The following is a 20784-nucleotide window of genomic DNA, read 5'->3' as shown; positions in this document are numbered from 1 at the left end:
GGCCCTAGCGGACCTCGACCACCATCTGGGAGGCCCGCGCCCCCGCCGGCCCGGCGGGGCCGGGCCTCACGTGCTGGCCGCGCTGGAGGATCTCCAGCAGGCGCAGGAGCTCGGGATCGATCCGCGGATCGACCCGGTAGGGGCCGGCGGCGGCCATCCGGGCGGCCAGCAGCTCCCGTCCGGCCATCCACCAGACGACGCCGGCGATCACCACCAGCATGGGGTTGGTGAAGAGGCCCAGGAGCGCCAGGCCCACCGCGGCCACCCGGGCGACCTTCGCGGCGATGGTCGTCGCCCGCAGGAAGCCCAGCCGCTCGGCGAGCAGCGCGCGGAAGATGCGGCCGCCGTCCATGGGCAGCGCGGGGATGAGGTTGAAGATGCCCAGCACGGCGTTGATGGCGGCGAGGTTCATCAGCAGCTCACCGCCGACGAAGAGGAAGGCGGTGAAGAAGGCGCCCGCCAGCAGCAGGGAGACCGCGGGCCCCGCGGCCGCGATGATCACCTCGTCGCGCGGCTTCTCGGGCATCGAGCGCATCCGGGCCACCCCGCCGAAGGGGTAGAGGGTGATCCCCTCGATGCCGATCCCCAGGCGCCGGGCCATCACCGAGTGCCCCAGCTCGTGCGCCAGCACCGAGGCCAGCACCAGCAGGGTCAGCCAGAGCCCCGGCAGCCCGCCGCCGAAGATCAGGATGAAGGCGAGCAGCAGGAGGAGGCTGAAGTGGAGATCGACGGGGAACCCGAGGATCCGGCCGAGGGAGAGGTGGCTGCGCATGCACCCAGCGTAAGGCGAACGCCGGGGGCGGCAAGCGCGCGAGCGTCAGACTTCGGTCACGGGTCGTCGGCCAGGGACTACATCCCCGGAGGGGCCATGCCGGCGCCGGTCGCCGGGGTCGGCGTCATCGGCGGCGGAGGCGCCGGGGTGCCCCGGAGGGCCTCGACCCGCTGGTTCGCGGTCTCGTAGGCCTTCAGCGCCTCCTCGACCTCGACGCCGACGCTGGCGACGTTCTGCTCGGCCGAGGCCACCTTGGACTTGTACTCGGAGACCTGCAGCTCGAAGCGGCTCACCGAGATGTCGCGCACCGCGGCCTTGTCCAGGCCCTGCACGGCCCGGGCCTTGGCGGCCTCGACCTCAGCCTCGGCTAGCTCGAGCTTCACCTCGGCCAGCGCCTCGCGGGCGTCCACCAGCTCGACCTGGCGGCCGCGCAGCGTGACGAGGTGGCGCTTGGAGGTGACGATGGCCTCCTTGAGGGTGACCTCGTCCTGCGCCACCTGGTAGTCGGCCTCGGAGCCGTTCTTGGAGATCTCGGCCTTGGCCATGGAGTGCTCGACCTCGCTCTTGGCCAGCTCCAGCTCGGTCTTGGCGACCTTCAGCTGGGAGCGCGCCCCGAGGGCGTCCTGCTGGGCCTTGGTGTGGGCGTCGACCGCCGCGTCGCGGCCGGCGCGGGCGTTGATGACGCCCTGCATCTGGCCCGGGGGCAGCCCGGAGAGGAGGTTCTCATCCACCCGCATCGAGGGACCGGAGGCGCAGCCCACGCCCACCATCAAGCCGACCATCATCACGCTGAAACGCTTCATCTCTGGTTCTCCTCATGTTCGGGCGCCGGAAGAAAGAGCCCACGCCGGGAGGGAATGAAAAGCAAACCCCGGGCCTTCGGTTGGTGTCAACACGAGCACCACCCCTCTTTCCCCTACCCTGGCGGCCTCTCCCCCCCAGGGCTAGAGTCAGGCCATGACCGTCGTACTCACGATCCTCGCCTTTGCCGGTCTCATCGTCTTCCACGAGCTCGGACACTTCCTCCTAGCCCGCGCCACCGGCATGCGGGTCGAGACCTTCGCGGTGGGCTTCGGCCCCACCCTGCTCTCCCGGACCTACGGGGAGACCAAGTACGCCCTCTGCGCCGTGCCCCTCGGCGGCTACGTGAAGATCTCGGGGATGGACCCCACCGAGGAGGACGCGAAGGACGATCCCCGCAGCTACCTCAACAAGACGCCGCTGCAGCGGATCCTCGTCATCCTCGCCGGGCCGGTCTTCAACTACATCCTGGCCGCCGTCATCTTCGCGATCGTGCTCCTGGCCGGGCCCATGGAGCCGGACTTCTCGAAGGCCGTGATCGGCGACGTGCTGGCCGGGGACCCCGCCGCCACCGCCGGCGTGTTGAAGGGCGACCGGATCGTGGGCGTGGACGAGGTGGAGATCAGCGACTGGGCCTCCTTCCAGGCGGCCGTCTACGCCCGGGCCGAGGTCCCCTCCAAGCTGCGCATCGATCGGGAGGGCGAGCAGCTCACCCTGGACGTCACCCCCAAGAAGACCCTGGTCGACGGCCAGGAGGTCGGCCTCATCGGCGTGGTGCCCAAGGGGAAGCGCGGCCAGGGCAAGCCCCTCGGCGACGCCCTCCTCGGCGGCGTGCTGCTGACCTGGGACTGGAACGTCCGGATCGTCAGCGGCCTCTACAAGATCATCCGGGGCAAGGAGGAGGCGAACTTCCAGGGGCCGGTGGGCATCGTGGACACCACCGCCAAGGCGGCGGCCGAGGGGATGATCCCCCTGCTGATCCTGGTGGCGATCATCTCGGTGCACCTGGGCCTCTTCAACCTCCTGCCCATCCCCGCCCTCGACGGCGGGCGCCTGGTCTTCCTGGGCTGGGAGGTCGTCTCCCGGCGCCCGGTGAACGCGCGGGTCGAGCTGGCGGTGCACGCCGTGGGCTTCCTGCTGCTGATAGGGCTGATGATCGTCGTGACCATCGGCGACATCGGGCGGCTCTGGGGGAGCCCGGAGCCGGAGGCCCCGGCAGCCGTCGAGGACACGCAGGGTGCGGAGGCCGCGCCCTAGAGCTCCTTGCGGGCCTCGCAGTGCGGGATGCCGGCCTCTTCGAACTCCTCGCCGCAGCGCACGTAGCCCATGGCCTCGTAGAAGCCCATGGCGTGGATCTGGGCGTGGAGCTTGATCCCGGTCATCTCCCGGGTGCGGGCCTCCGCCTCGAGGGCCTCCAGGATCATCCGCCCGATGCCCTTGCCCCGGGAGTAGCTCACCACGGCCATGCGGCCGATCCGGCCCCACTTCCCGGTGCACCCCTCCGGGGGGGCCGAGAGCTCGACCAGCCGGCCGGTGCCCACCGGGTGCATGCCCTCCCAGGCCAGGACGTGGAAGGCGTCCTGGTCGAACTCGTCCCGCTCGAGGTCGGGCGGGACCGCCTGCTCCTCGATGAAGACCACCTCGCGCAAGGCGAGGGCGGCGTGGAAGTCTCCGGGGGCCTTCTTGGGGCTCACCGGCGCAATTCTTATCGTCGTCGTCTCTGCCGCCATGCGCGGCGGAGAATACCCGCCCGGGGATCGCATGGCAAACGCCCCGTGCACCTGGCGCCGGAGACCTCGAAAATCCGTGATCCCGGGGCCGATCCGGGGCGAAATCCGTGGCCGCGGCCGCCTCCAGGTCCAATGATTCCAGACGCTTGCGCCTGGCACGGGGCCTGCTACTGAAGGGGTCGATGGCCGCGGGTACGGATGCGGCCGCCCACTACCGGAGGATTTCCCATGCGTCAGCTCAACTTCCTTTCCCAGGCAGCCCTCCTCGGCGCCCTCGCCCTCTTCGTCGGCGCCTGCGGCACCGAGGCCGACGGCTACGTCGAGGGCCAGACCGAGTTCGTCTCCGCCAACCCCAACGGCGGCTACGGTGGCGAGCTCGACGCCGCCGGCGGCGGCCGCGACGGTGAGGCCGCCCCGAACAGCGGTGATCAGGGCGCCACGCCCCGCGAGGTCGAGGAGGCCGACATCGTCCGCGTCGACGGCAACCTCCTCTACGTCCTCAACCAGTACCGGGGCCTGCAGGTCATCGACATCACCAACCCCGACCAGCCCGCCCTCATCGGCATGGCGCCGGTCGCCGGCTACCCGATCGAGATGTACATCCGGGACAACCGGGCCTACGTCGTGATCTCGAACTACTTCGACTACTGGTACGCCACCGACGCCGTCGCCGGGGCCACCTGGGGTGCCTACCGCGGCTCCCAGATCCGGGTCTTCGACATCTCGAACCCCACCGCGCCGGTCTCCCTCACGCACTTCAACGTCTCGGGTGAGGTCACCGACACCCGGATCGTCGGCGACGTGCTCTACGCGGTGAGCAACCGCTACGGCTGGTACGAGAGCTACAGCACCACCGACACCGTCGAGGGCACCTACATCCTCTCGATCAACATCGCCGACGAGTCGAACATCCACCAGGTGGACCAGGAGGTCTTCCCCCGCCAGGGCTGGGACAACCACGTCCACGTGACCTCGAACACCATCTACGTCGCGTCCTCCGGCTGGGCGAACTCGTCCTACGAGACCCGGATCAAGGTCGTCGACATCTCCGACCCGCAGGGCCAGATCGTGCTGCAGGGTGAGAGCCTGGTCGACGGCTGGGTCCGCGACCGCTGGCAGCTCGACGAGTACGCCGGCCACTTCCGCGTCGTCACCGCTCCGGACTGGAACGGCACCGCGCCGAAGGTCTACACCTTCCGCATCGATCAGGGCGGCATGCTCACCCAACTCGCCATGCTGCCGGTGCAGCTGCCCCGCCCCGAGTCGCTGACCGCCGTGCGCTTCGACGGCGACACCGCCTACGTCGTCACCTACGAGCGGGTCGATCCCCTCTTCATCATCGACCTCTCGAACCCCGCGGCGCCGCTGCAGCGCGGTGAGCTCGAGATGCCGGGCTGGCTCGACCACATCGCGCCCCGCGGCGACCGGCTGGTGGCCCTCGGCCACGACGACACCAACGACTGGCAGCTGGCCGTCTCCCTCTTCGACGTCTCCGACCTCGACGCCCCTGCCCTGCTCGGCCGCGTCTCCTTCGGCGAGAACTGGGGCTGGATCCCCGACGAGCGGGACAACTTCGACAAGGTCTTCAAGGTGCTCGACGCCCAGGGCCTCGTGCTGGTGCCCTTCCACAGCTACGGCTTCGACGAGACCACCGGCTACTGGCACCACAAGGGCGGCGTGCAGCTGGTCGACTTCGACCGGCAGAGCGTGACCCTGCGCGGCCTCGCCGACCACGGCGGCTACGTTAAGCGGGCCATCCCCCACGGCGACCGGATCCTCACCGTCTCGAACGAGCGGATGCAGACCGTGAACATCGCCAACCGCGACAACCCGGTGACGACCGGCAGCGTCGAGCTCGCCCGCAACGTGGTCGACTTCGTGACCCTCGGCGCCTTCGGCGTCCAGCTCGTCGGCGACTGGTACCGCGGCGACACCCGCCTGGTCGTGGTGCCCCTCTCCGACTACGACCTCGGCGCCCCGGTGGCCGAGATGCAGGTGACCGCCCCCTACGGCCGGATGTTCGTGGACGGGAACTTCATCTACCTCGCCAGCCGCGACTGGCAGTCCGGCGAGACCAAGATCACCATCTTCGACTTCACCATCCCGAGCGCCCCGGTGCAGCGCGGCGAGGTCATCCTGCCGGAGGAGGTCTCCTACTGGGGCGGCTACTGGTACGGCTGGTACGGCGGCGACGAGGTGGCCCAGGTGAACGGCAGCACCCTCGTCTTCCACACCTACCGCTACTGGTACCGCGGCTACGAGGACAACGCCGGGACCGTCTACCCCGACTCCCACTTCGACCACCTCTACGTCGTCGACCTGGCCAACAAGGACAACCCGGCGCTGGCCTCGACCATCGTCCTGCGCAACGAGGACTGGGTCTTCGGGCTGGGCGCCAAGGCCAACACCCTCTTCTTCACCCACTACGAGTACGCCGGCCAGGACAGCCAGGGCCGCTCGCTCTCGCGCTACTACCTCGACCGGATCGACCTGACCAACCCGGCCCACCCGGTGCGGCAGGCGAAGGTGAACGTCCCGGGCTACGTCCTCGACCTCTCCGACGACCTCTCCACCGTCTACACCCTCGACTACGCCTGGACGAACGCCCAGAACTCCTACGGGGTGACCTACGCCTTCAACGCCCTCGACCTCCGGGGCCGCGCCGCCTACCTGCGGGGCCGCCTGGTGCTCGACGGCTACGTGGGCAACGCGGTGGTCGACGGCACCAAGGCCTACCTCACCCGCAACGACTGGGGTCAGGACGCCAACGGCGACTACTGGAACGCCTCCTACTTCGACGTCATCGACCTGACGGTCTCCAACCGCCTCACCCTGGCGGCCGACGTGAGCCTCCCTGACGACTGGGGCTACCTGCGCAAGGTCGAGGGTGAGCGTGCCTTCGTCGACCTCGGCTGGCGCGGCGGCCTGCTCATCTACGACGTCAGCGACGCCACCAACGTGGGCCTGGCCGGCTTCCACCGGCACCCCGGCTGGGTGAACGCCATCCACGTCGACGGCGCCACCGCCTACGTGGCCCTGGGCTACTACGGCGTGAGCGCCATCGGCCTCGGCGGCGTCTTCTAGCGCGAATCAGGGGACCCCCCATGCGGTCCGACCCCGCTCCCTCGTCACAGAGGGGGCGGGGTCTTTCTTTTGGGGGTCGATTTCTTGCCCGCCGATCCCCCGGTGCTACACCTCGCAACAGCGCTGTCAGAGCCTGTTGCACCGGCCGGGAGGGCCCCTCGATGAGCATCGCCACCGTCATCCAGGACTACTGCGAGACCGACACCGAGAACCGCGACCACCCTCCCGTCGGCCGCGTCCTCTTCGTGGGCCCCCAGAAGCGGGCCCCCATGGCCGCGGCCCTCTCCGAGTGCGGCTTCGCCGTGGACCGCTGCCCCACCGCCACCGAGGCCCTCCACCGCCTCCAGCAGGAGAAGATCACGATGGTGGTCACCGGCGGCGGCGGCGGCGGCCGGGCGGCGCGCACGGTGCTGCGGCGCCTGCGGGAGAGTACCCACCACGCCCACGTCCCGGTCGTCTGGCTGGGCGCGCAGGGCGACGACGAGGACGCCCTGCTGCGCCAGGGCGTCTCCCTCTTCCTCCGGGCCCCCTTCCCGGTCCAGCACCTGGTCGCGACCGCGATGTTCGCGATCTAGACCTGACGACGTGCTCCAGGTCACTTACCGTGACCTTCGAATACGCCACGATCCGAGACGTCACGATCTTCCAACGGAGGTCTTCGGAGATGGCCGGGGTTTCGAGCACGACGATCAAGGCGCGCGGACGTCAGGTCCGCAACGAGAGTGAGCACCGGGGGCGCGTGCTCTTCGTCGGCCCCCACGAGGAGCCCGGCATGGCCGAGGCGCTGGAGTCGAAGGGCTTCCAGATCATCTGCACCTCGTCGGTGGTGCAGGCCCTCACCCTCGCCGTCGCCGCCCGGATCACCCTCGTCGTCACGGGCCCCGGCGAGGTCGGCGAGAGCTTCCTCGATGCCCTCCGCAGCCTGCCCGGCCGCAAGGACAAGCGCGACCTCCCGCTGATCTGGCTCGGCGAGGGCGGCGAGGACGAGGAGCAGCTCCTGCGGCGGGGCGTGTCGCTCTACCTCAAGGCCCCCTACCCCCTCGAGCACCTCGTGACCGTCGCGTCCTTCGCGGCCTGACGCTCCCGACGGAAACGAAGAAGCCGCCGAGGAGACCCTCGACGGCTTCTTTCCTTGGAGGCGCCACCCAGATTCGAACTGGGGATGGAGGTTTTGCAGACCTCTGCCTTACCGCTTGGCTATGGCGCCCGATATTCGTGCTGCGTGAACCCCCCGTTTAGCCCTCGAAAGGCTCGGCGGTCAAGACGGTGTCCGTGACCACCTCCTCGCTGCTGAAGACGGCGAGGATGGCGGCGCAGGTGGGCAGCAGCCGGGAGTCCTCCCAGTGGCCCTCCTCCCCCGGGAGGAAGTGCGCCGCCGAGAGGAGGAGCCAGGCGCCGGCCAGCGCACCGGCCAGGGCCCCGGCGACCAGGCCGCCGAGGTGATCGGCCCAGCCCAGCTGGGCGATGCGGGCGACGCGGCCCAGGAGCGCGCCCAGCAGGCGGACCCAGAGCCAGGCGAGCAGGAAGGTGAGCCCGGCGCCCAGGAGGTTCGCGTGATCGAGCTCGGAGAACCAGAGGCGCCCCACCTCGGGGCCCACGCCCAGGGCCGCGAAGGCGGCGAAGGCGAGGGCCAGGGGCCCGGAGGCCCCCGAGATGAGCCCGTGCCACAGCCCCCAGAGGGCGGGGATCAGGATCACCACCGCCAGGACGACGTCGACGGGCTGCAGGGGGGTCACGGGACGATCATCGCAGGCGGGGCTCTTCCGGCAAGAAACTCACCAGCTCGAGCCCCTCGTGCGCGAGCGCGTCCTGCAGGTGCGGCAAGGTCTTCTCCAGGTGACGGCGGGCCTCGGGCCGGGCCTGGTAGGCCACCTGCAAGCGCGCTCCCCGCAGGTGACCGCGCAGACGGATGAAGCCGTGGACCGGGTGAGCGACCTCGAGATCGAAGCGGCGGTGGCGGTCGAGGAGCCAGCGCGCGTCGAGGAGCGCCGACGCCAGGAGGGTGGCCGTCTCGGTGGGCGCCAGGATCGTCGCGGGGGGACCGGCGAGGACCAGCGCTCCGCTGCGCACGGCGGCGGCGAAGCCGCGGTGGGCGGCGGCCAGCCCCTCGGCGTCGAGCGGGCGGACACTGAAGCTCATCCCGCCGTCCTCGCTGATCCACTCCTCTGCCTCGAGCGCGGTCGAGCCGCAGGCGGGGCAGCAAGGCTCGCCCTCCCTCGGCTCGCGGACGAGCGCGGTCGCCGGCCGGCGGGCCGCCTCCTGCCGCCGGTCGGCCCGGCGCAGGGCGTCGGCGAAGGCGGGGCCGGCCACCCGGCGCTCGGTGCGCTCGCGCTCGGAGGAGACGGTGGCGTGGAGGTCGCTGGTCACGCGCACGACGCACCTCCCCGCAGCCAGCCCTCGTCGAGGCCGAGGCGCAGGAGCCGCAGCCAGGAGGCGGCGGGCCCCATGGGGCGGCGGGCGGTGGCGAGCACCCGCCGCGCCTCGTCCCGCTCGCCGCAGGCCAGCAGGGCCTCGGTGAGGGAGGCCACGGCCTCCGGGCTCTCGGCCTCGCTCTCCAGGGCGCGGCGGGCCGCCTCGGCGGCGGCCTCGGGCTGACCGGCCAGGAGGAGCACCTGGGAGCCGCCCACCGCGCCGGCGGCCCGGCCGGGGGCGAGGGCCTCGAGGAGGGCGAAGAGGATCAGGGCGTCGCCGTGGCGGCCCATCTCGAGGGCGAGGTAGCCCAGCTCCCCCACCAGGGGGCGCAGCCCCTCGGGCACCTGCACCGGCGAGGAGAGCGCGGGCGGCGCGGCGGGGAGGACGGGCCGGGAGGGCGGCAGGGAGCTGCCCTCGAGGGCGCCGAGGAGGCGGCGGGCCAGGTCGAGGCCCGGGCGCAGGGGCGCGGCGCCGGTCTGCGAGGCGAGGTGCTCGAGGTCGGCGTCGGCGATGGTGAGGGCGCGCTCGGCGAGGAGCGCGGAGAGCAGGGGATAGGGGCGGCCGGGAGCCATGGTCTCCTCCGGGGTCAGGGTTCGGCCGCGGGAGAGGGCAACCGGCGTGCCACCGCTCGAGCACCCCCTCGAGGGCGAAGATCCCGCCCCTCTCCCTCGAGCGCTGGTCCGGCAGGCAGACCCTGGGCCGGAATCCGGACCGCCCTACCCGAAGCGCTCGGGGGACCAGGGGGAGAGGTCCAGCCCCGGCGGCGGCGCCTCGCCGAGCACCGCCGCCCGGATCAGCTCGGCGCTCAGGGGCGCCTGGAGGATGCCGTTGCGGGTGTGCCCGGCGGCGAGGAAGAGGCCCTCGAGGCCGAAGGCCTCCGGCGCCCGCCCGACCAGGGGCTGGCGATCCGCGGACCAGGGCCGCAGGCCCGAGTGGAGGCCGACCGGCTCGCGCCCGGCCAGGCCGGGCAGCGCGGCCCGGGCAGCCTCGATCACCGCCCGCAGCACCTCCAGGGAGGCCGGCTCGCCGGCGGAGGCGAGGCCGACCGGCTCCTCGGTCGCCCCCACGAGCAGCTCCCGACCCGGGCGGGGCACGGCGTAGAAGGCCTCGGTGCGCAGGACCGGCCCGCAGGCGAGCTCGAAGACGGCGACCTGGCCGCGCATGGCCCCCACCGGGAGGGTGCGCCGGGGCCCGAGGAGCTCCACGCTCCAGCTGCCGGCGGCCAGCACCACGGCGTCGGCCTCGAGGAGGGTGCCGTCCGCGAGGCGCGCTCCCCGGCAGCGCCCGCCGCCCTCGAGGAGCGAGCTGGCCTCACCTACCTGGAAGACGACCCCCGCCCGGGTGGCGGCCTGCTGCAGGGCCGCCAGGGCCGAAGGGGGGTGCAGGGCCGCCTCGTCGGCGAGGTGCAGGGCCACGAGCCCCGGGGCGAGCCCCGGGAGGCCCTCCAGCGCTCCGGGCTCGAGGAGGCGGGGCGCCGGCAGCCCGGCCTCCTCCTGCCAGCGGCGCGCCTCCCGGAAGGCCGGCAGCTCGGCCCCGGGCAGGAGCCAGACCGTGCCGGCGTCGACCCACCCGAGGGCGGCGTCACCCCCGAGGACCGGACGCCACTCGTCCCAGAGCCGGGCGCTCTCCCGGCCCAGGCGCTGGGCGGGGCTCGCCTCGGTGTGCTCGGAGCGGTGCCCGAGCATCCCGCCGCTGGCGGCGGTCGCCGTCTCCGGCCGCCCGCCCTCCAGGAGGACCACCCTCACGCCCGCGCCGGCCAGGCGCCAGGCCACGGCGCTGCCCACGATGCCTCCCCCGATCACGAGCGCCCTCATCGCGTGCAGGATGGGCCGTGCGCTCTCGACCGCAAGGTCCGCGCATTGACGCCCACCCGCCCCGGTGGGAGCGTGCGCCCCTGACCATGCTGCCGCGCGCCCTCCTCCTCTGTCTCTCCCTCGCCGCCCTGCCCTCCCCGGCCCCGGCCGAGGAGGCGCCCCCCGCGGCGTCACCGCTCTCGGCGGCGGAGGCCGAGGCCCGCTACCAGGAGGCCTTCGACGCGCTGGTCGAGGGCGAGGACGGCCGCGCCCTCTTCCTCCTCGAGGGGCTGGTGGAGGCCACCGACGATCCCGAGCTGCGCGCCCGGGCCACGGCCCTGCGCGACCTGGCCCAGGCGCGGGCCGCCCACGCGGCCACGACCCTCGAGGAGGAGGCGCCCGGCACCTACGCCCGCTGGGCCTTCATCACCGGCGCGACGGTCGGCGGCCTGGCCCTCGGCGCGGAGGCCGCCGTCGCCTTCCAGCTGCGCTCCTCCACCGTCGTGGCGGGCACCCTGATCTTCAGCACCGGCGCGGCCTTCACCGGGGCGCTGCTGGGCAGCAAGCGCCTCAAGCTGACCCTGCCCGAGGCCTCCCTCTTCGACTGGGGCCTGGTGATGGGCACCTACCAGGCGGTCCTCCTCGGCCTCGCCCTCGAGGTCGAGCGCCCGACCCTGGGCGGCTTCGCCCTCCTGGGCACGGTGCTCGGCGGCGCCCTCGGGCTCTACGGCACCCGCCTGGCCGGCCTGGAGTCGGGGGACAGCAGCCTGGTGGCGACGGGCCTGGTCTGGGGCAGCCTGGCCGGGGTGCTCCTCATCCCCCTGCTCTCGGTGGAGACCGACGCCGAGATCGCCACGGTGCTCCTCGCGGGCTCGGCGGGGGGCCTGGGCCTCGGGATCCTCGCGGCCTACGGCGCGGACATGAGCCGGGGGCGGGTGCTGGGCCTGAACCTGGGCATCCTCCTGGGCGGCCTGGTCGCCGGCGGCCTGGCGGTGATGGCGACCGAGCTGCTCGCCCTCGACGTGGGCTTCCAGCTCGTCCCGGGCGCGGCGATGGTGGGCATGCTGGTGGGCGGCTTCTCGGCGCTCTACCTCTCGGGCAAGGGGCGCACCCCGGCCTGGCTCGCCTCCACCCACCTCGGGGCGATCGAGGTGGGCGTGGGCCCGCCGATGATCTTCCCCGACACGCGAGGGCACGCGGCCCTCGCGCTGCCGGCGATCCACGGCCGCTTCTGAAGCGCGCCCTACTGGACGCCGGCGTTGGACTGCAGCGCCCGCGCCGAGTGCGGCGAGACCAGCCGCTGCCGCGGGTCGAGGGCCGGGAACATCATGTGCTGCACCGGGCCGTCGCAGTTGCCGTTGGGGGGCGAGCACTCGGGCGTATCGGTGAAGTCGTCGTGGCCCTGACCGAAGAACTCGGAGAGGTGGTAGAGCCCCTGGAAGTGGCCGGCCTCGTGGCAGAAGTCGATGCCGGTGAGCTGGGTGGTCTGCTGCACCTCGATGGCGATGCCCGAGTGGGCGGTCCCGCCGGTGAGCGGGGGCCCGGGGATGCCGCCGGCGATGCCGGCGATGCCGCCGAAGCCGCCGCCGATGCTGCGCACGAAGAAGACGTTGAGGCCGTCGTTGCGGCCCTGGCGCCACATGTCGTTCAGCTCGCCGTCGGCGCCGGTCATGCTCGCCTCGACGTCGCTCCACTGGGCGCCGATGTCGAAGTAGCTAACGTCGGCGACGCCGATCTCGGCCTGGTCGACGTAGAAGCGCTCCCAGTTGGCGAGGGTGTCCTGGAGGAAGCTGCTGCTCGCGGCGTTGGAGGCGTCGACGCCGTTGATGGCGCCCGGGGCGAGGAAGACGTTCAGGCGCACGTCGCCGCCGTGGGGCTGGCCGTCGCGGGAGGTCTTCAGCCAGATCTTGGCGGCGCCGTCACCGCCGCGGAAGGAGAAGGACCAGAGGCCCTCGTCGGCCGAGAGGCGCGGGTCGTCGCCGGCCGGGATCTGGGCGGTGATGACCTCGGTCTGGGGGAGCACCTTGAGGGGATAGGGCACGCCGCCGACGGAAGCGCCGACCAGCTCGGTGCCGTCGGGCTTCTTCACGGACATCCACTGGTACTCGCGGCCCTGGGTTCCCTGCACCTGGATCGTCAGGGCGAAGGTGCCGGAGGGGACGGTGAAGGTGTAGACGGTGTTCTGGACGACCTGGCCCAGGTCGATGACGTCGACCTGCACGCCGTTGGCGTTGGAGCAGAGGCCGGTCTGCAGGTCGCAGACCCCGCCGCCGCAGTCGGCGTCGGAGCGGCAGCGGTCGATGCAGCCGCCGCCGAGGCAGAGCTCCTCGGCGCCGCAGTCGATGTCCGCCCGGCAGCCGGCCACGCAGTGGCGGTCGCCGTTCTCCAGGCCGCAGACGGCGCCGTTGGGGCAGTCGCCGCTGGTGGTGCAGGCGCCGGTGCAGGTGCCCGAGATGCAGGTCAGGGGGATCATGCACTCGTTGTCGCCGCTGCAGGCCTTGCCCGCGGTCGAGTCGCGGCAGCGGCCGTTCTCGCAGGCCTCGCCGCCGCCGCACTCGGCGTCGTTGGTGCAGGGCAGATCGCAGACGCCGCCGCTGCAGGTGTAGCCGGTGCGGCAGGTGGCGTCCTCGCTGCAGGCCAGCAGGCAGAGGCCCTGGCCGCCGCGCACCACGCAGGCGGTGCCGCTGGGGCACTCGTCGGCGCTGGCGCAGGTGTCGGTGCAGTAGCCCTCCGGCATCGAGGCGTTGCAGGCCAGGCCCGAGCGGCAGTCGTCCGGGCTGGCGCAGGCGGCGCCCACGCCGTCCTCGACGCAGATGTTGTTCTGGCAGGTGCCGGTCTTGCACTCGCTGTTGCCGTCGCAGCGCTTGCCCTCCCCCTCGCGGGGGCAGGCGGTGAGGGTCAGACCGAGGGCGAGCGCGAAGAGCGCGGAGAAGAGGATGGAGCGCTTCACGGCGTCACCTCCTTCACGGTGGCGGGCGTGAGCTCGCGGGCCTGGCGGCCCTCGCGGGGGAGGGTCGCGCCGGGGTTCGCCTTCAGGAGGGCGTCGCGCAGGGCGACCCGCACCGCCACGTGGCGCTCACGGCCGCGCAGCTCCTCGAGGGCCAGGCGGGCCTCGGGGGAGTCGATGAGGGTGAGCTGCCGCACGGCGGTCTCCCGCACGCCGGGGTCGGCGTCGAAGGTGGCCCGGCGCAGCAGCGCGGCGGTGCCCTCCCGGTGCTGCTGGTAGTTGCCCAGGGCGCGGGTCGCGGCGATCCGCAGCCGCCAGGACCAGCGGGCGTCGCCGATCACCTCGGCGGCCAGCCGGCGGCCGGCCTCGCCGTCCTCGCGCACCAGCACCGAGATGGCCCGGATACGGCGCAGGCGCATCTGGGACTCGTCCCGGGCCACCGCCTCGAGGGCCGCCTCGCGGGACGCCCCCAGGAAGTCGAGGGCCTCGGCCGGCGGATCCTCGTGGTAGGCCGCCAGGGCGAGCAGCAGGCGCTCGTCGTGCTCGGCGGCCGGGGCCGGCGCGGGCAGGGCCGCCACGGTCAGTGCGGCGAGGAGGAAGATCGGGAAGCTGCGGCGCATGGGTACCTCTATTTCGGTCGGAGGGGCTTCGAAACCGCACGAACCTAGGAATCCAGGGGGAGGCGGGTCAAGCGGCGCGCCGGAATGTAAACCGGCGGGCCCGGGGCCGCCGGCCGTTGCCGGGGGGCCGCAGGCGGCATAGTTGTGCCCCTCGAAGGACCGTCCATGACCGAGCTCTACGCCTACAGCCTGGTGCCCGTGCTCTCGGTGGCGCTGCTCCTCTTCTGGAGCGCGCTCTTCCACACCCGGGACGCCCGGGGCCTGACCGCCTACTGCCTCTCGGTGGCGGTCTGGTCCGCCAGCCTGCTGATGGCCTCCTTCCCCCCGACGGCGCCCTACGGCCAGCGCCTGGTGGCCACCGGCGGCTTCGTGGCCGCCGCCTACCTCCACACCGCCTTCGACTTCACCCGCCAGCGCTCCTACGCCCTGGTCTGGGTCGCCTACGCGGTGGCCGCCGCCATCACCCTGGCCCACCTGGTCTGGCCGGGCTTCATCTACGACCCGGTCGGCCTGACCACCGGGCCGGCCTTCTGGCACTCGATGGTCCTGGCGATCGTCGCGGCGACCATCCCCCTCTGGCAGCTCTCCCGGGCCTACCAGGACGCGAAGGGCGAGGAGCGGCGGCTGATCCGCGGCCTCTACGCCGCGGGCCTCCTCTCCTACCTGGGCGCCTGGACCACGGCCTTCCTCCTCTCCCACGGGATGGTTCGCCCCTACGGCAACCTCATCGTGCTGGCCTCCCTCTTCGTGATGGCCCACGTGGTGCGCGGCCGGCAGGGGGCCGGCGCCCGGCGCCTGCTGGAGCGCTCGCTGATCTACTCGACGGTGGCCGCCTTCCTCTCGGCGGGCTTCCTCTTCGGGGTGCTCTCGCTGATGAGCTCTGCCCTGGAGCCGGACCTGCTGGAGTACCGCCTGGCCGCCTTCTTCATCCTGGTGATGGCCGCGGTGGCCTTCGAGCCCCTGCGCCAGCAGATCCAGGAGGGGCTGGGGCGCTGGCTGCTGCGGGACAAGGCCGGCGCCCCGGCGCTGGCCGAGCAGCTGGTGGTCGAGGAGGCCCGCGCCTCGCAGGCGGTGCGGCTGGCCGAGGTGGGCACCTTCGCCTCGGCGGTGGCCCACGAGGTGCGCAACCCCCTGGGGATCATCTCGGCGCGCCTGCGCCTGCTCGAGCGGCAGGGCGTGGACCCCGACACCCTCGCCACCCTGCGGGAGCAGGTCGTGCGGGCCGAGCGCTTCGTCGGCGACCTCCTGCGCTACGGGCGGCCGGGCACCCTCGAGCCCCGCGAGCTGGAGCTCGCGGCCCTGGTCGACGTCGCCTTCACCACCGCCCGGGACGGCCTGGGCGAGGAGGCCCCCGAGGTGCGCCTCGAGCGCCGGGGCCTCGAGCCCGGGATGCAGGTCGAGGCGGATCAGGCCCAGCTCCTGGGCGCCCTGGTGGTGCTCTTCGAGAACGCCCTCCTGGCCCTGCGGGGCAGCCCCGGCGCCGCGCGGATCGAGGTCGAGTGCACCCTCCGGGAGGACCGGGTGGAGCTCAAGGTCTCGGACAACGGGCCGGGCGTGCCGCTGGTCATCGCGGACCGGCTCTTCGAGCCCTTCGTCACCGGCCGCAAGCGGGACACCGTCCGCTCGGGCACGGGCCTGGGCCTCGCCATCGCCCGCGAGGTCGCCCGCCGCCACGGCGGCAGCCTCACCCTGGGACCCCCGGAGGGTGAGGGTGAGGGCCTCGGCGGCGCCACCTTCCTCCTCACCCTCCCCCGCCGTCAGCCGCTCCTCGCCGCGGCCGGAGCCCGAGCCTCATGACCCTCGATCCCCCGGCCGGCGACACCCCACCCCTCCTCCTGGTCGAGGACGACGCCGCCTACCGGCGCCTCTACCGCGACGTGCTGGCCGGCGCGGGCTTCGAGGTCATCGAGGCCGACGACCGGTCGAGCGCGCGGGCGGCCCTGGAGACCCGCAGCTTCCCGGTGGTGATCCTCGACCTGATGCTGCCGCCCGACGGAACGGTGGAGCAGGGGCTGCGCGAGCTGGAGGGCATCCTCTCCCGCGCTCCGGGCACGAAGGTGGTGGTCGCCTCCGGGGCCGGCGACGTGCACAACATGCTCACCGCCGTGCGCCACGGCGCCTACGACTTCCTCACCAAGCCGGTGGATCCCGACGTGCTGCTGGTGGTGGTCAGCCGGGCGCTGGCCCGCCACGCCCTCGAGATGCAGGTCGAGCGCCTCCGCGAGGAGCTCACCCGCGGCCGCCCCGAGGGCGCGATGATCGGCCACTCCCCCGCCTTCATGGCCGCCCTGCGGATGGCCGAGCGGATCGCGCCCACCGACCTGCCGGTGCTGATCACCGGCGAGAACGGCACGGGCAAGGAGCTGATGGCCCGCACCCTCCACGACCGCTCGACCCGCGCCGGCGCGGAGCTCGTCGCGGTGAACTGCGGCGCCCTCCCCGACACCCTCCTCGAGTCCACCCTCTTCGGTCACAGCCGCGGCGCCTTCACCGGCGCGGCCAGGGCGCGCAAGGGCCTCTTCGCCCAGGCCGACGGCGGCACCCTCTTCCTCGACGAGGTGGGCGACATGCCGCTCGCCCTGCAGGTCGAGCTGCTGCGCGCCCTGGAGAGCGGCGAGATCCTGCCGGTGGGCGAGGACTCGCCGGTGAAGGTCGACGTGCGGGTGGTGACGGCGACCAACAAGGATCTCGAGCAGCTGATGGCGGCCGGCGAGTTCCGGGAGGATCTCTACTGGCGGATCCGCGGAGCCGAGGTGCACCTGCCCTCCCTGCGCGAGCGCCCCAGCGACCTGCCGCTGCTGGCCACCCACTTCCTGAACCTGGCGGGCGCCCTCTCCACCGACGGCCGGCCCCGCAAGCTCTCGCCGGCGGCGGAGGCGGCCCTCCTCGAGCACGACTGGCCGGGCAACCTGCGCGAGCTGCGCTTCGAGATGCAGCGCGCCACCGTGCTCTGCGGCGACCGGGCGTCGATCGAGGTCGAGGACCTCGCCTTCCGCGCGGGCGGCAACGGGAGCCCCCGGCCCGCCAGCAGCACCCTCGCCGAGAAGGTCGAGGCCCTCGAGCGCCGGGAGATCGAGGCCGCCCTCTCGCGCCTCCACGGCAACCGCACCCGCGCCGCCGAGGAGCTGGGCCTCTCCCGCCAGGGCCTGCTCAAGAAGATGCAGCGCTTCGGGCTGTCGTAGGCCGGGGGTAGGGCCCCGACGGCTTCGCCGGCGAGGCGGGGGTGCGCGGCACCCCCGAATGGTCGTCGCGCCGATTTGGGCTCTCCTGACCTCTGCTATCCTCCGGGCCCATGAGCCGAGCTGCTGCGATCTGGGGAGTCCTCGCGGCCGGGCTGGCGCTCCTCTGGAGTGCGCCGGTCCGGGCCGAGTCCGGAGAAGGCGTGCCCAGAGGGAAGATCCTGGTCCTCGATCTGGAGGGCGCCTCGGTGGACGAGAGCCTGCGGGAGATCCTCGACGGCATCCTCGCCACCACCGTGCGCGACCTGGCGCCCGAGGCCGAGGTCGCCTCGAGCGACGACGTGCGCACCCTGCTGGGGATCGAGGCGCAGAAGCAGCTGCTGGGCTGCGGCGAGGACAGCTGCCTCACCGAGATCGCCGGCTCCCTGGGCGCCGAGCACATCGTGGCGGGCACCGTGGGGAAGATCGGCGGGGCCTTCGCCCTCACCCTGCGCCTCATCGACACCGAGAAGGCGGGCCTCCGCCGGAGCATCGCCCGGGAGACCCTCGAGGGTCAGGAGGCCCTCCTCGCCCTGATCCGATCGATGGCGACCGAGCTCATCGATCCCTCGCGCCTCGCCCCGCCGCCGACCCCCCCGGCCGCGAGCGGCCCGCGGACCTGGTCGGTGGGCCTCTCGCTGGGCGCGGTCTCCAACGCCCTCCTCCTCGCCGACGGCGTGGGCCTCGACGCCGAGCTGGCCTTCCGCCTGCGCGCGAGCGAGGCGACGCGGGTGGAGCTGGCCGCGGGCCTGGCCCTCCCCGGCAGCTTCCCTCTCTCCCTGCGCTACCTCTACCGGACGGCCCCCCTGGAGCTGGGCCTGGTCCTGCGCGCCACCCCCTTCACCGGCACCGCGGCCGGCATCGACGGCGAGCTGCGCTGGGCGGTGGGCGCCGGCGCGAGCGTCGGGGCGAGCTTCCGGACCCCGGCGGGGCTCCTCGGGCTGCGCCTGGAGGTCCTCTACAGCGAGGCCCTGGGCCTCGGCGGCACCCTCCCCCTCACCCTGGCCGCGGTCTGGAGGCTCTGATGCGACGCGCGATCCTCCCGATCCTGCTCCTCCCTCTCCTCCTCTCGGCCGCCTGCCTGGAGCACAGCGCCTACGAGCCCGGCGGGACCACCTCCGCCGACGGTGGCGGCACCGACGGCGGCGGCAGCGACGGCGGCGGCAGCGACGGTGGGGGCGGCGACGGTGGGGGCTCCGATGGCGGTGAGCTCTGCGGCAACGGCAGCATCGACCCCGGCGAGCGCTGCGATCAGAACTGCCCGGCCAGCTGCAACGACGGCAACGCCTGCACCTTCGACGCCCTGATCGGCGGCGGCTCGCCCTGCCAGGCGGCCTGCGAGTTCACCCGCATCGAGGCCTGCGCCGACGGCGACGGCTGCTGCCCCGCGGGCTGCGACGAGACCACCGACAGCGACTGCCCCGAGTACTGCGGCAACGGCGTGATCAACCCCGGCGAGACCTGCGAGCTCGGCGCCTGCGACCAGCCGGCCGACTGCGCCGATCAGAGCGCCTGCACCCTCGACCTCCTCACCGGCAACCCCAACGCCTGCACCGCCCAGTGCGCCTACCTCCCCGTCGTCCACTGCGTGAACGGTGACGGCTGCTGCCCGGCCGGCTGCACCCAGGGGACGGATAGCGACTGCGGGGGCAGCTGCGGCAATGGCGAGAGGGACTCCGGAGAGACCTGCGACGGAGACTGCCCGGCCGACTGCGACGACGGGGACCTGAGCACCTACGACGTCCTCGCCGGCAGCGCCTCGACCTGCAGCCTGACCTGCACCTCCATCCCCGAGTTCCGCTGCGAGACGGGAGACGGCGTCTGCCCGAAGGGCTGCGAGCGCTCGACCGACTTCGACTGCGGCGCCGCCTGCGGCGACGGCCTCCTCGACGCGGGCGAGGACTGCGAGCTCCCCTACCTGGGCTACGACTGCCCGCCGGGCACCAGCGGTCCGGCCAGCACCTGCGATCCGGCGACCTGCCTCATCGACGAGAGCCCCTGCAACCCGGTCTGCGGGGACGGCATCGTCCACCAGAGCGAGGACTGCGATCCCCTCGACTTCGACACCGCCTGCGGGGCCCTGCCCGGCACGACCTACACCGGCGGCACCGCCTCCTGCAGCGCGAGCTGCGTCCTCGACACGAGCGCCTGCACGACCTGCGGCGACGGCGCGGTAGAGGGCGACGAGGCCTGCGACGACCCGGGCAGCCTCGGCTGCAACCTGGACTGCACGCTGGTGACCTTCGGAGGCACCTTCCCCACCTGCGAACCCGGCCACCAGCGGATCTTCGAGCACGCGCTCGTCGTGGCGGCGGCCGGCAGCACGACCGAGCAGACCCTCGTGCTGAGCGGCGCCCCGGGGGTGATCGCCTTCGACGCCCTGGACAGGACCTCGAGCATGGGCCGGGCGGTGCTCGACGCGAGCGGGGCCCTCCGCTTCCTGCCCGGCCCGGTCGCGGGGATCACCCAGCTGGGCTTCACCTACCAGACCGCCAGCGGCACCCAGGACGGCTGCGTGGTGATCATGGTCGTGGACCCGACGAGCGCGAAGGTTATCGGCGGTGGGAGCTGGGAGGACGCCCAGAACTGGAGCGGCGGCTCGCTCCCCGGCAGCAGCGACGTGGCCCTCGTCGACGCCACCGCGCCGGTCGACGTCACCTCCCCGATGACGGTCGGGGGCCTGCAGGTGACCAACGAGAGCACCCTCTCGCTGCCCGCCACGCTGACGAGCGCCCTGACCCCGCTCAACTCCGTCCAGGCCGGGGGCCGGATCTACGGCCACCTCACCCCGCAAGGCGCCGTCACCCTGGCCGGCTGGCTGCCCGCGGTCTCCTGCGCGGCCTCCCTGAGCCTTCAGGCGCCGACCATCGTCGACTCGCTGATCGACTACCCCGCTTCTTCCTGCCAGCTCGACCTGGGCAGCTGGCGGCTCACCGTGCTGGGGGACCTCTCGCTCCCGGCCGGCTCGATCCTGGTCATGAACGTGAGCGGCTCCATCCTCGAGGTGCGGGGCAACCTGACCCTCCAGTCGGGGATCGTCGGGAACTTGAGCTCGGGGGAGCTGTGGATCCTCGGCGACGCCACGCTGGGCCTCGCGGCGAGCGACTTCTCCGGGGGGCACAAGACCATCGTGCGCTCGGACTCGAGCCAGTCCCTGGCCGCGAGCTACCTCGGCAACGCCCGCTTCGATGGCGCCGGACAGCTCACCCTGGCCACCGCCCTGAGCGTCGCGGGCACCCTGACCCTCGGCCGCCCCCTGAACCCCTCCGGCGGGGTGGTCTCGGCGCAGTCCCTGATCCTCGAGTCGGGCTTCTTCACCACCGAGACCGCCAACTTCCAGGCCAACAGCTGCACCGAGGTCGGCTCCCCGACCACCACCTGCCAGGACCTCGGCTTCCCCTAGGGGG

At 73.0% G+C, this 20784-nt stretch carries 18 protein-coding genes and 1 tRNA gene; 9 read left to right on the top strand and 10 right to left on the bottom strand.

Translation table 11 applies throughout. The features are described from left to right. Nucleotides 1-4: 4 nt before the first annotated feature. Nucleotides 5-772 (bottom strand): M50 family metallopeptidase, encoded by a 768-nt coding sequence (locus tag P1V51_08920; protein ID MDF1563152.1) that lies wholly within the window; start codon nucleotides 770-772, stop codon nucleotides 5-7. A gap of 77 nt (nucleotides 773-849) precedes the next feature. Beyond that, entirely contained in the window at nucleotides 850-1575 is a 726-nt protein-coding gene (locus P1V51_08915) for a hypothetical protein (protein MDF1563151.1), read from the bottom strand. Between the two features lie 154 nt (nucleotides 1576-1729). Between P1V51_08915 and rseP the strand changes: the two genes are divergently transcribed. Then, a complete protein-coding gene (rseP, locus tag P1V51_08910) occupies nucleotides 1730-2830 on the top strand; it encodes an RIP metalloprotease RseP (protein ID MDF1563150.1) in 1101 nt (366 codons plus the stop codon). Here rseP and P1V51_08905 read toward each other — a convergent pair. Further along, complete coding sequence (locus tag P1V51_08905) at nucleotides 2827-3267, bottom strand: GNAT family N-acetyltransferase (GenBank protein MDF1563149.1); 441 nt, start codon at nucleotides 3265-3267, stop codon at nucleotides 2827-2829. The genes rseP and P1V51_08905 overlap by 4 nt on opposite strands. 264 nt (nucleotides 3268-3531) lie before the next feature. Between P1V51_08905 and P1V51_08900 the strand changes: the two genes are divergently transcribed. The 3 genes from P1V51_08900 (at nucleotide 3532) to P1V51_08890 (ending at nucleotide 7465) form a co-directional block, all read left to right on the top strand. Continuing rightward, nucleotides 3532-6387, top strand: a complete 2856-nt coding sequence (locus P1V51_08900; protein ID MDF1563148.1) for a beta-propeller domain-containing protein — start codon at nucleotides 3532-3534, stop codon at nucleotides 6385-6387. Between the two features lie 161 nt (nucleotides 6388-6548). Beyond that, nucleotides 6549-6962 carry a hypothetical protein gene (locus tag P1V51_08895; GenBank protein MDF1563147.1) on the top strand — a complete coding sequence of 138 codons (414 nt, stop codon included), beginning with the start codon at nucleotides 6549-6551 and terminating at the stop codon, nucleotides 6960-6962. An 89-nt stretch (nucleotides 6963-7051) separates the two neighbouring features. Beyond that, complete coding sequence (locus tag P1V51_08890; protein MDF1563146.1) at nucleotides 7052-7465, top strand: hypothetical protein; 414 nt, start codon at nucleotides 7052-7054, stop codon at nucleotides 7463-7465. Nucleotides 7466-7520: 55 nt separating this feature from the next. On the opposite strand, the gene P1V51_08885 is transcribed toward P1V51_08890, so the two are convergent. The 5 genes from P1V51_08885 to P1V51_08865 all read right to left on the bottom strand — a co-directional run bounded on the left by P1V51_08885 (nucleotide 7521) and on the right by P1V51_08865 (nucleotide 10613). Then, nucleotides 7521-7594 (bottom strand) — tRNA-Cys (locus P1V51_08885). A 28-nt stretch (nucleotides 7595-7622) separates the two neighbouring features. Beyond that, nucleotides 7623-8123, bottom strand: a complete 501-nt coding sequence (locus P1V51_08880) for a CvpA family protein (GenBank protein ID MDF1563145.1) — start codon at nucleotides 8121-8123, stop codon at nucleotides 7623-7625. Nucleotides 8124-8130: 7 nt separating this feature from the next. Next, a complete protein-coding gene (locus tag P1V51_08875; GenBank protein ID MDF1563144.1) occupies nucleotides 8131-8760 on the bottom strand; it encodes a flagellar hook-length control protein FliK in 630 nt (209 codons plus the stop codon). Beyond that, nucleotides 8751-9371 (bottom strand): tetratricopeptide repeat protein, encoded by a 621-nt coding sequence (locus P1V51_08870; GenBank protein MDF1563143.1) that lies wholly within the window; start codon nucleotides 9369-9371, stop codon nucleotides 8751-8753. The genes P1V51_08875 and P1V51_08870 overlap by 10 nt, the downstream gene beginning before the upstream one ends. A gap of 144 nt (nucleotides 9372-9515) precedes the next feature. Next, nucleotides 9516-10613 carry an FAD-dependent oxidoreductase gene (locus P1V51_08865; protein MDF1563142.1) on the bottom strand — a complete coding sequence of 366 codons (1098 nt, stop codon included), beginning with the start codon at nucleotides 10611-10613 and terminating at the stop codon, nucleotides 9516-9518. An 86-nt stretch (nucleotides 10614-10699) separates the two neighbouring features. On the opposite strand from P1V51_08865, the gene P1V51_08860 reads away from it, so the two are divergent. Then, nucleotides 10700-11827 carry a hypothetical protein gene (locus P1V51_08860; protein MDF1563141.1) on the top strand — a complete coding sequence of 376 codons (1128 nt, stop codon included), beginning with the start codon at nucleotides 10700-10702 and terminating at the stop codon, nucleotides 11825-11827. 8 nt (nucleotides 11828-11835) lie between these two features. Here the strand turns inward: P1V51_08860 and P1V51_08855 are convergent, their stop codons facing one another. After that, nucleotides 11836-13542: a hypothetical protein gene (locus P1V51_08855; protein MDF1563140.1), complete on the bottom strand. Its 1707-nt coding sequence runs from the start codon at nucleotides 13540-13542 to the stop codon at nucleotides 11836-11838. Continuing rightward, the gene (locus P1V51_08850) at nucleotides 13539-14159 is read right to left on the bottom strand and encodes a HEAT repeat domain-containing protein (protein ID MDF1563139.1); all 621 of its coding nucleotides are present in this window, start codon (nucleotides 14157-14159) and stop codon (nucleotides 13539-13541) included. The genes P1V51_08855 and P1V51_08850 overlap by 4 nt, the downstream gene beginning before the upstream one ends. A gap of 165 nt (nucleotides 14160-14324) precedes the next feature. Here P1V51_08850 and P1V51_08845 point away from each other — a divergent pair, with 165 nt between their 5' ends. From P1V51_08845 to P1V51_08830, 4 genes are all read left to right on the top strand, one after another. Beyond that, a complete protein-coding gene (locus P1V51_08845; protein MDF1563138.1) occupies nucleotides 14325-15956 on the top strand; it encodes a HAMP domain-containing sensor histidine kinase in 1632 nt (543 codons plus the stop codon). Further along, the gene (locus tag P1V51_08840; protein MDF1563137.1) at nucleotides 15953-17341 is read left to right on the top strand and encodes a sigma-54 dependent transcriptional regulator; all 1389 of its coding nucleotides are present in this window, start codon (nucleotides 15953-15955) and stop codon (nucleotides 17339-17341) included. Before P1V51_08845 ends, P1V51_08840 begins: the two co-directional genes overlap by 4 nt. 110 nt (nucleotides 17342-17451) lie before the next feature. Further along, nucleotides 17452-18402: a hypothetical protein gene (locus tag P1V51_08835; GenBank protein ID MDF1563136.1), complete on the top strand. Its 951-nt coding sequence runs from the start codon at nucleotides 17452-17454 to the stop codon at nucleotides 18400-18402. Next, nucleotides 18402-20780 (top strand): hypothetical protein, encoded by a 2379-nt coding sequence (locus P1V51_08830; protein ID MDF1563135.1) that lies wholly within the window; start codon nucleotides 18402-18404, stop codon nucleotides 20778-20780. Before P1V51_08835 ends, P1V51_08830 begins: the two co-directional genes overlap by 1 nt. Nucleotides 20781-20784 lie beyond the last annotated feature (4 nt).

Source organism: Deltaproteobacteria bacterium, assembly GCA_029210625.1.
Lineage (GTDB): Bacteria > Myxococcota > Myxococcia > SLRQ01 > SLRQ01 > JARGFU01.
The sequence above is the reverse complement of the archived record's forward strand: the minus strand, read 5'-3'. Positions and strand labels throughout refer to the sequence as shown.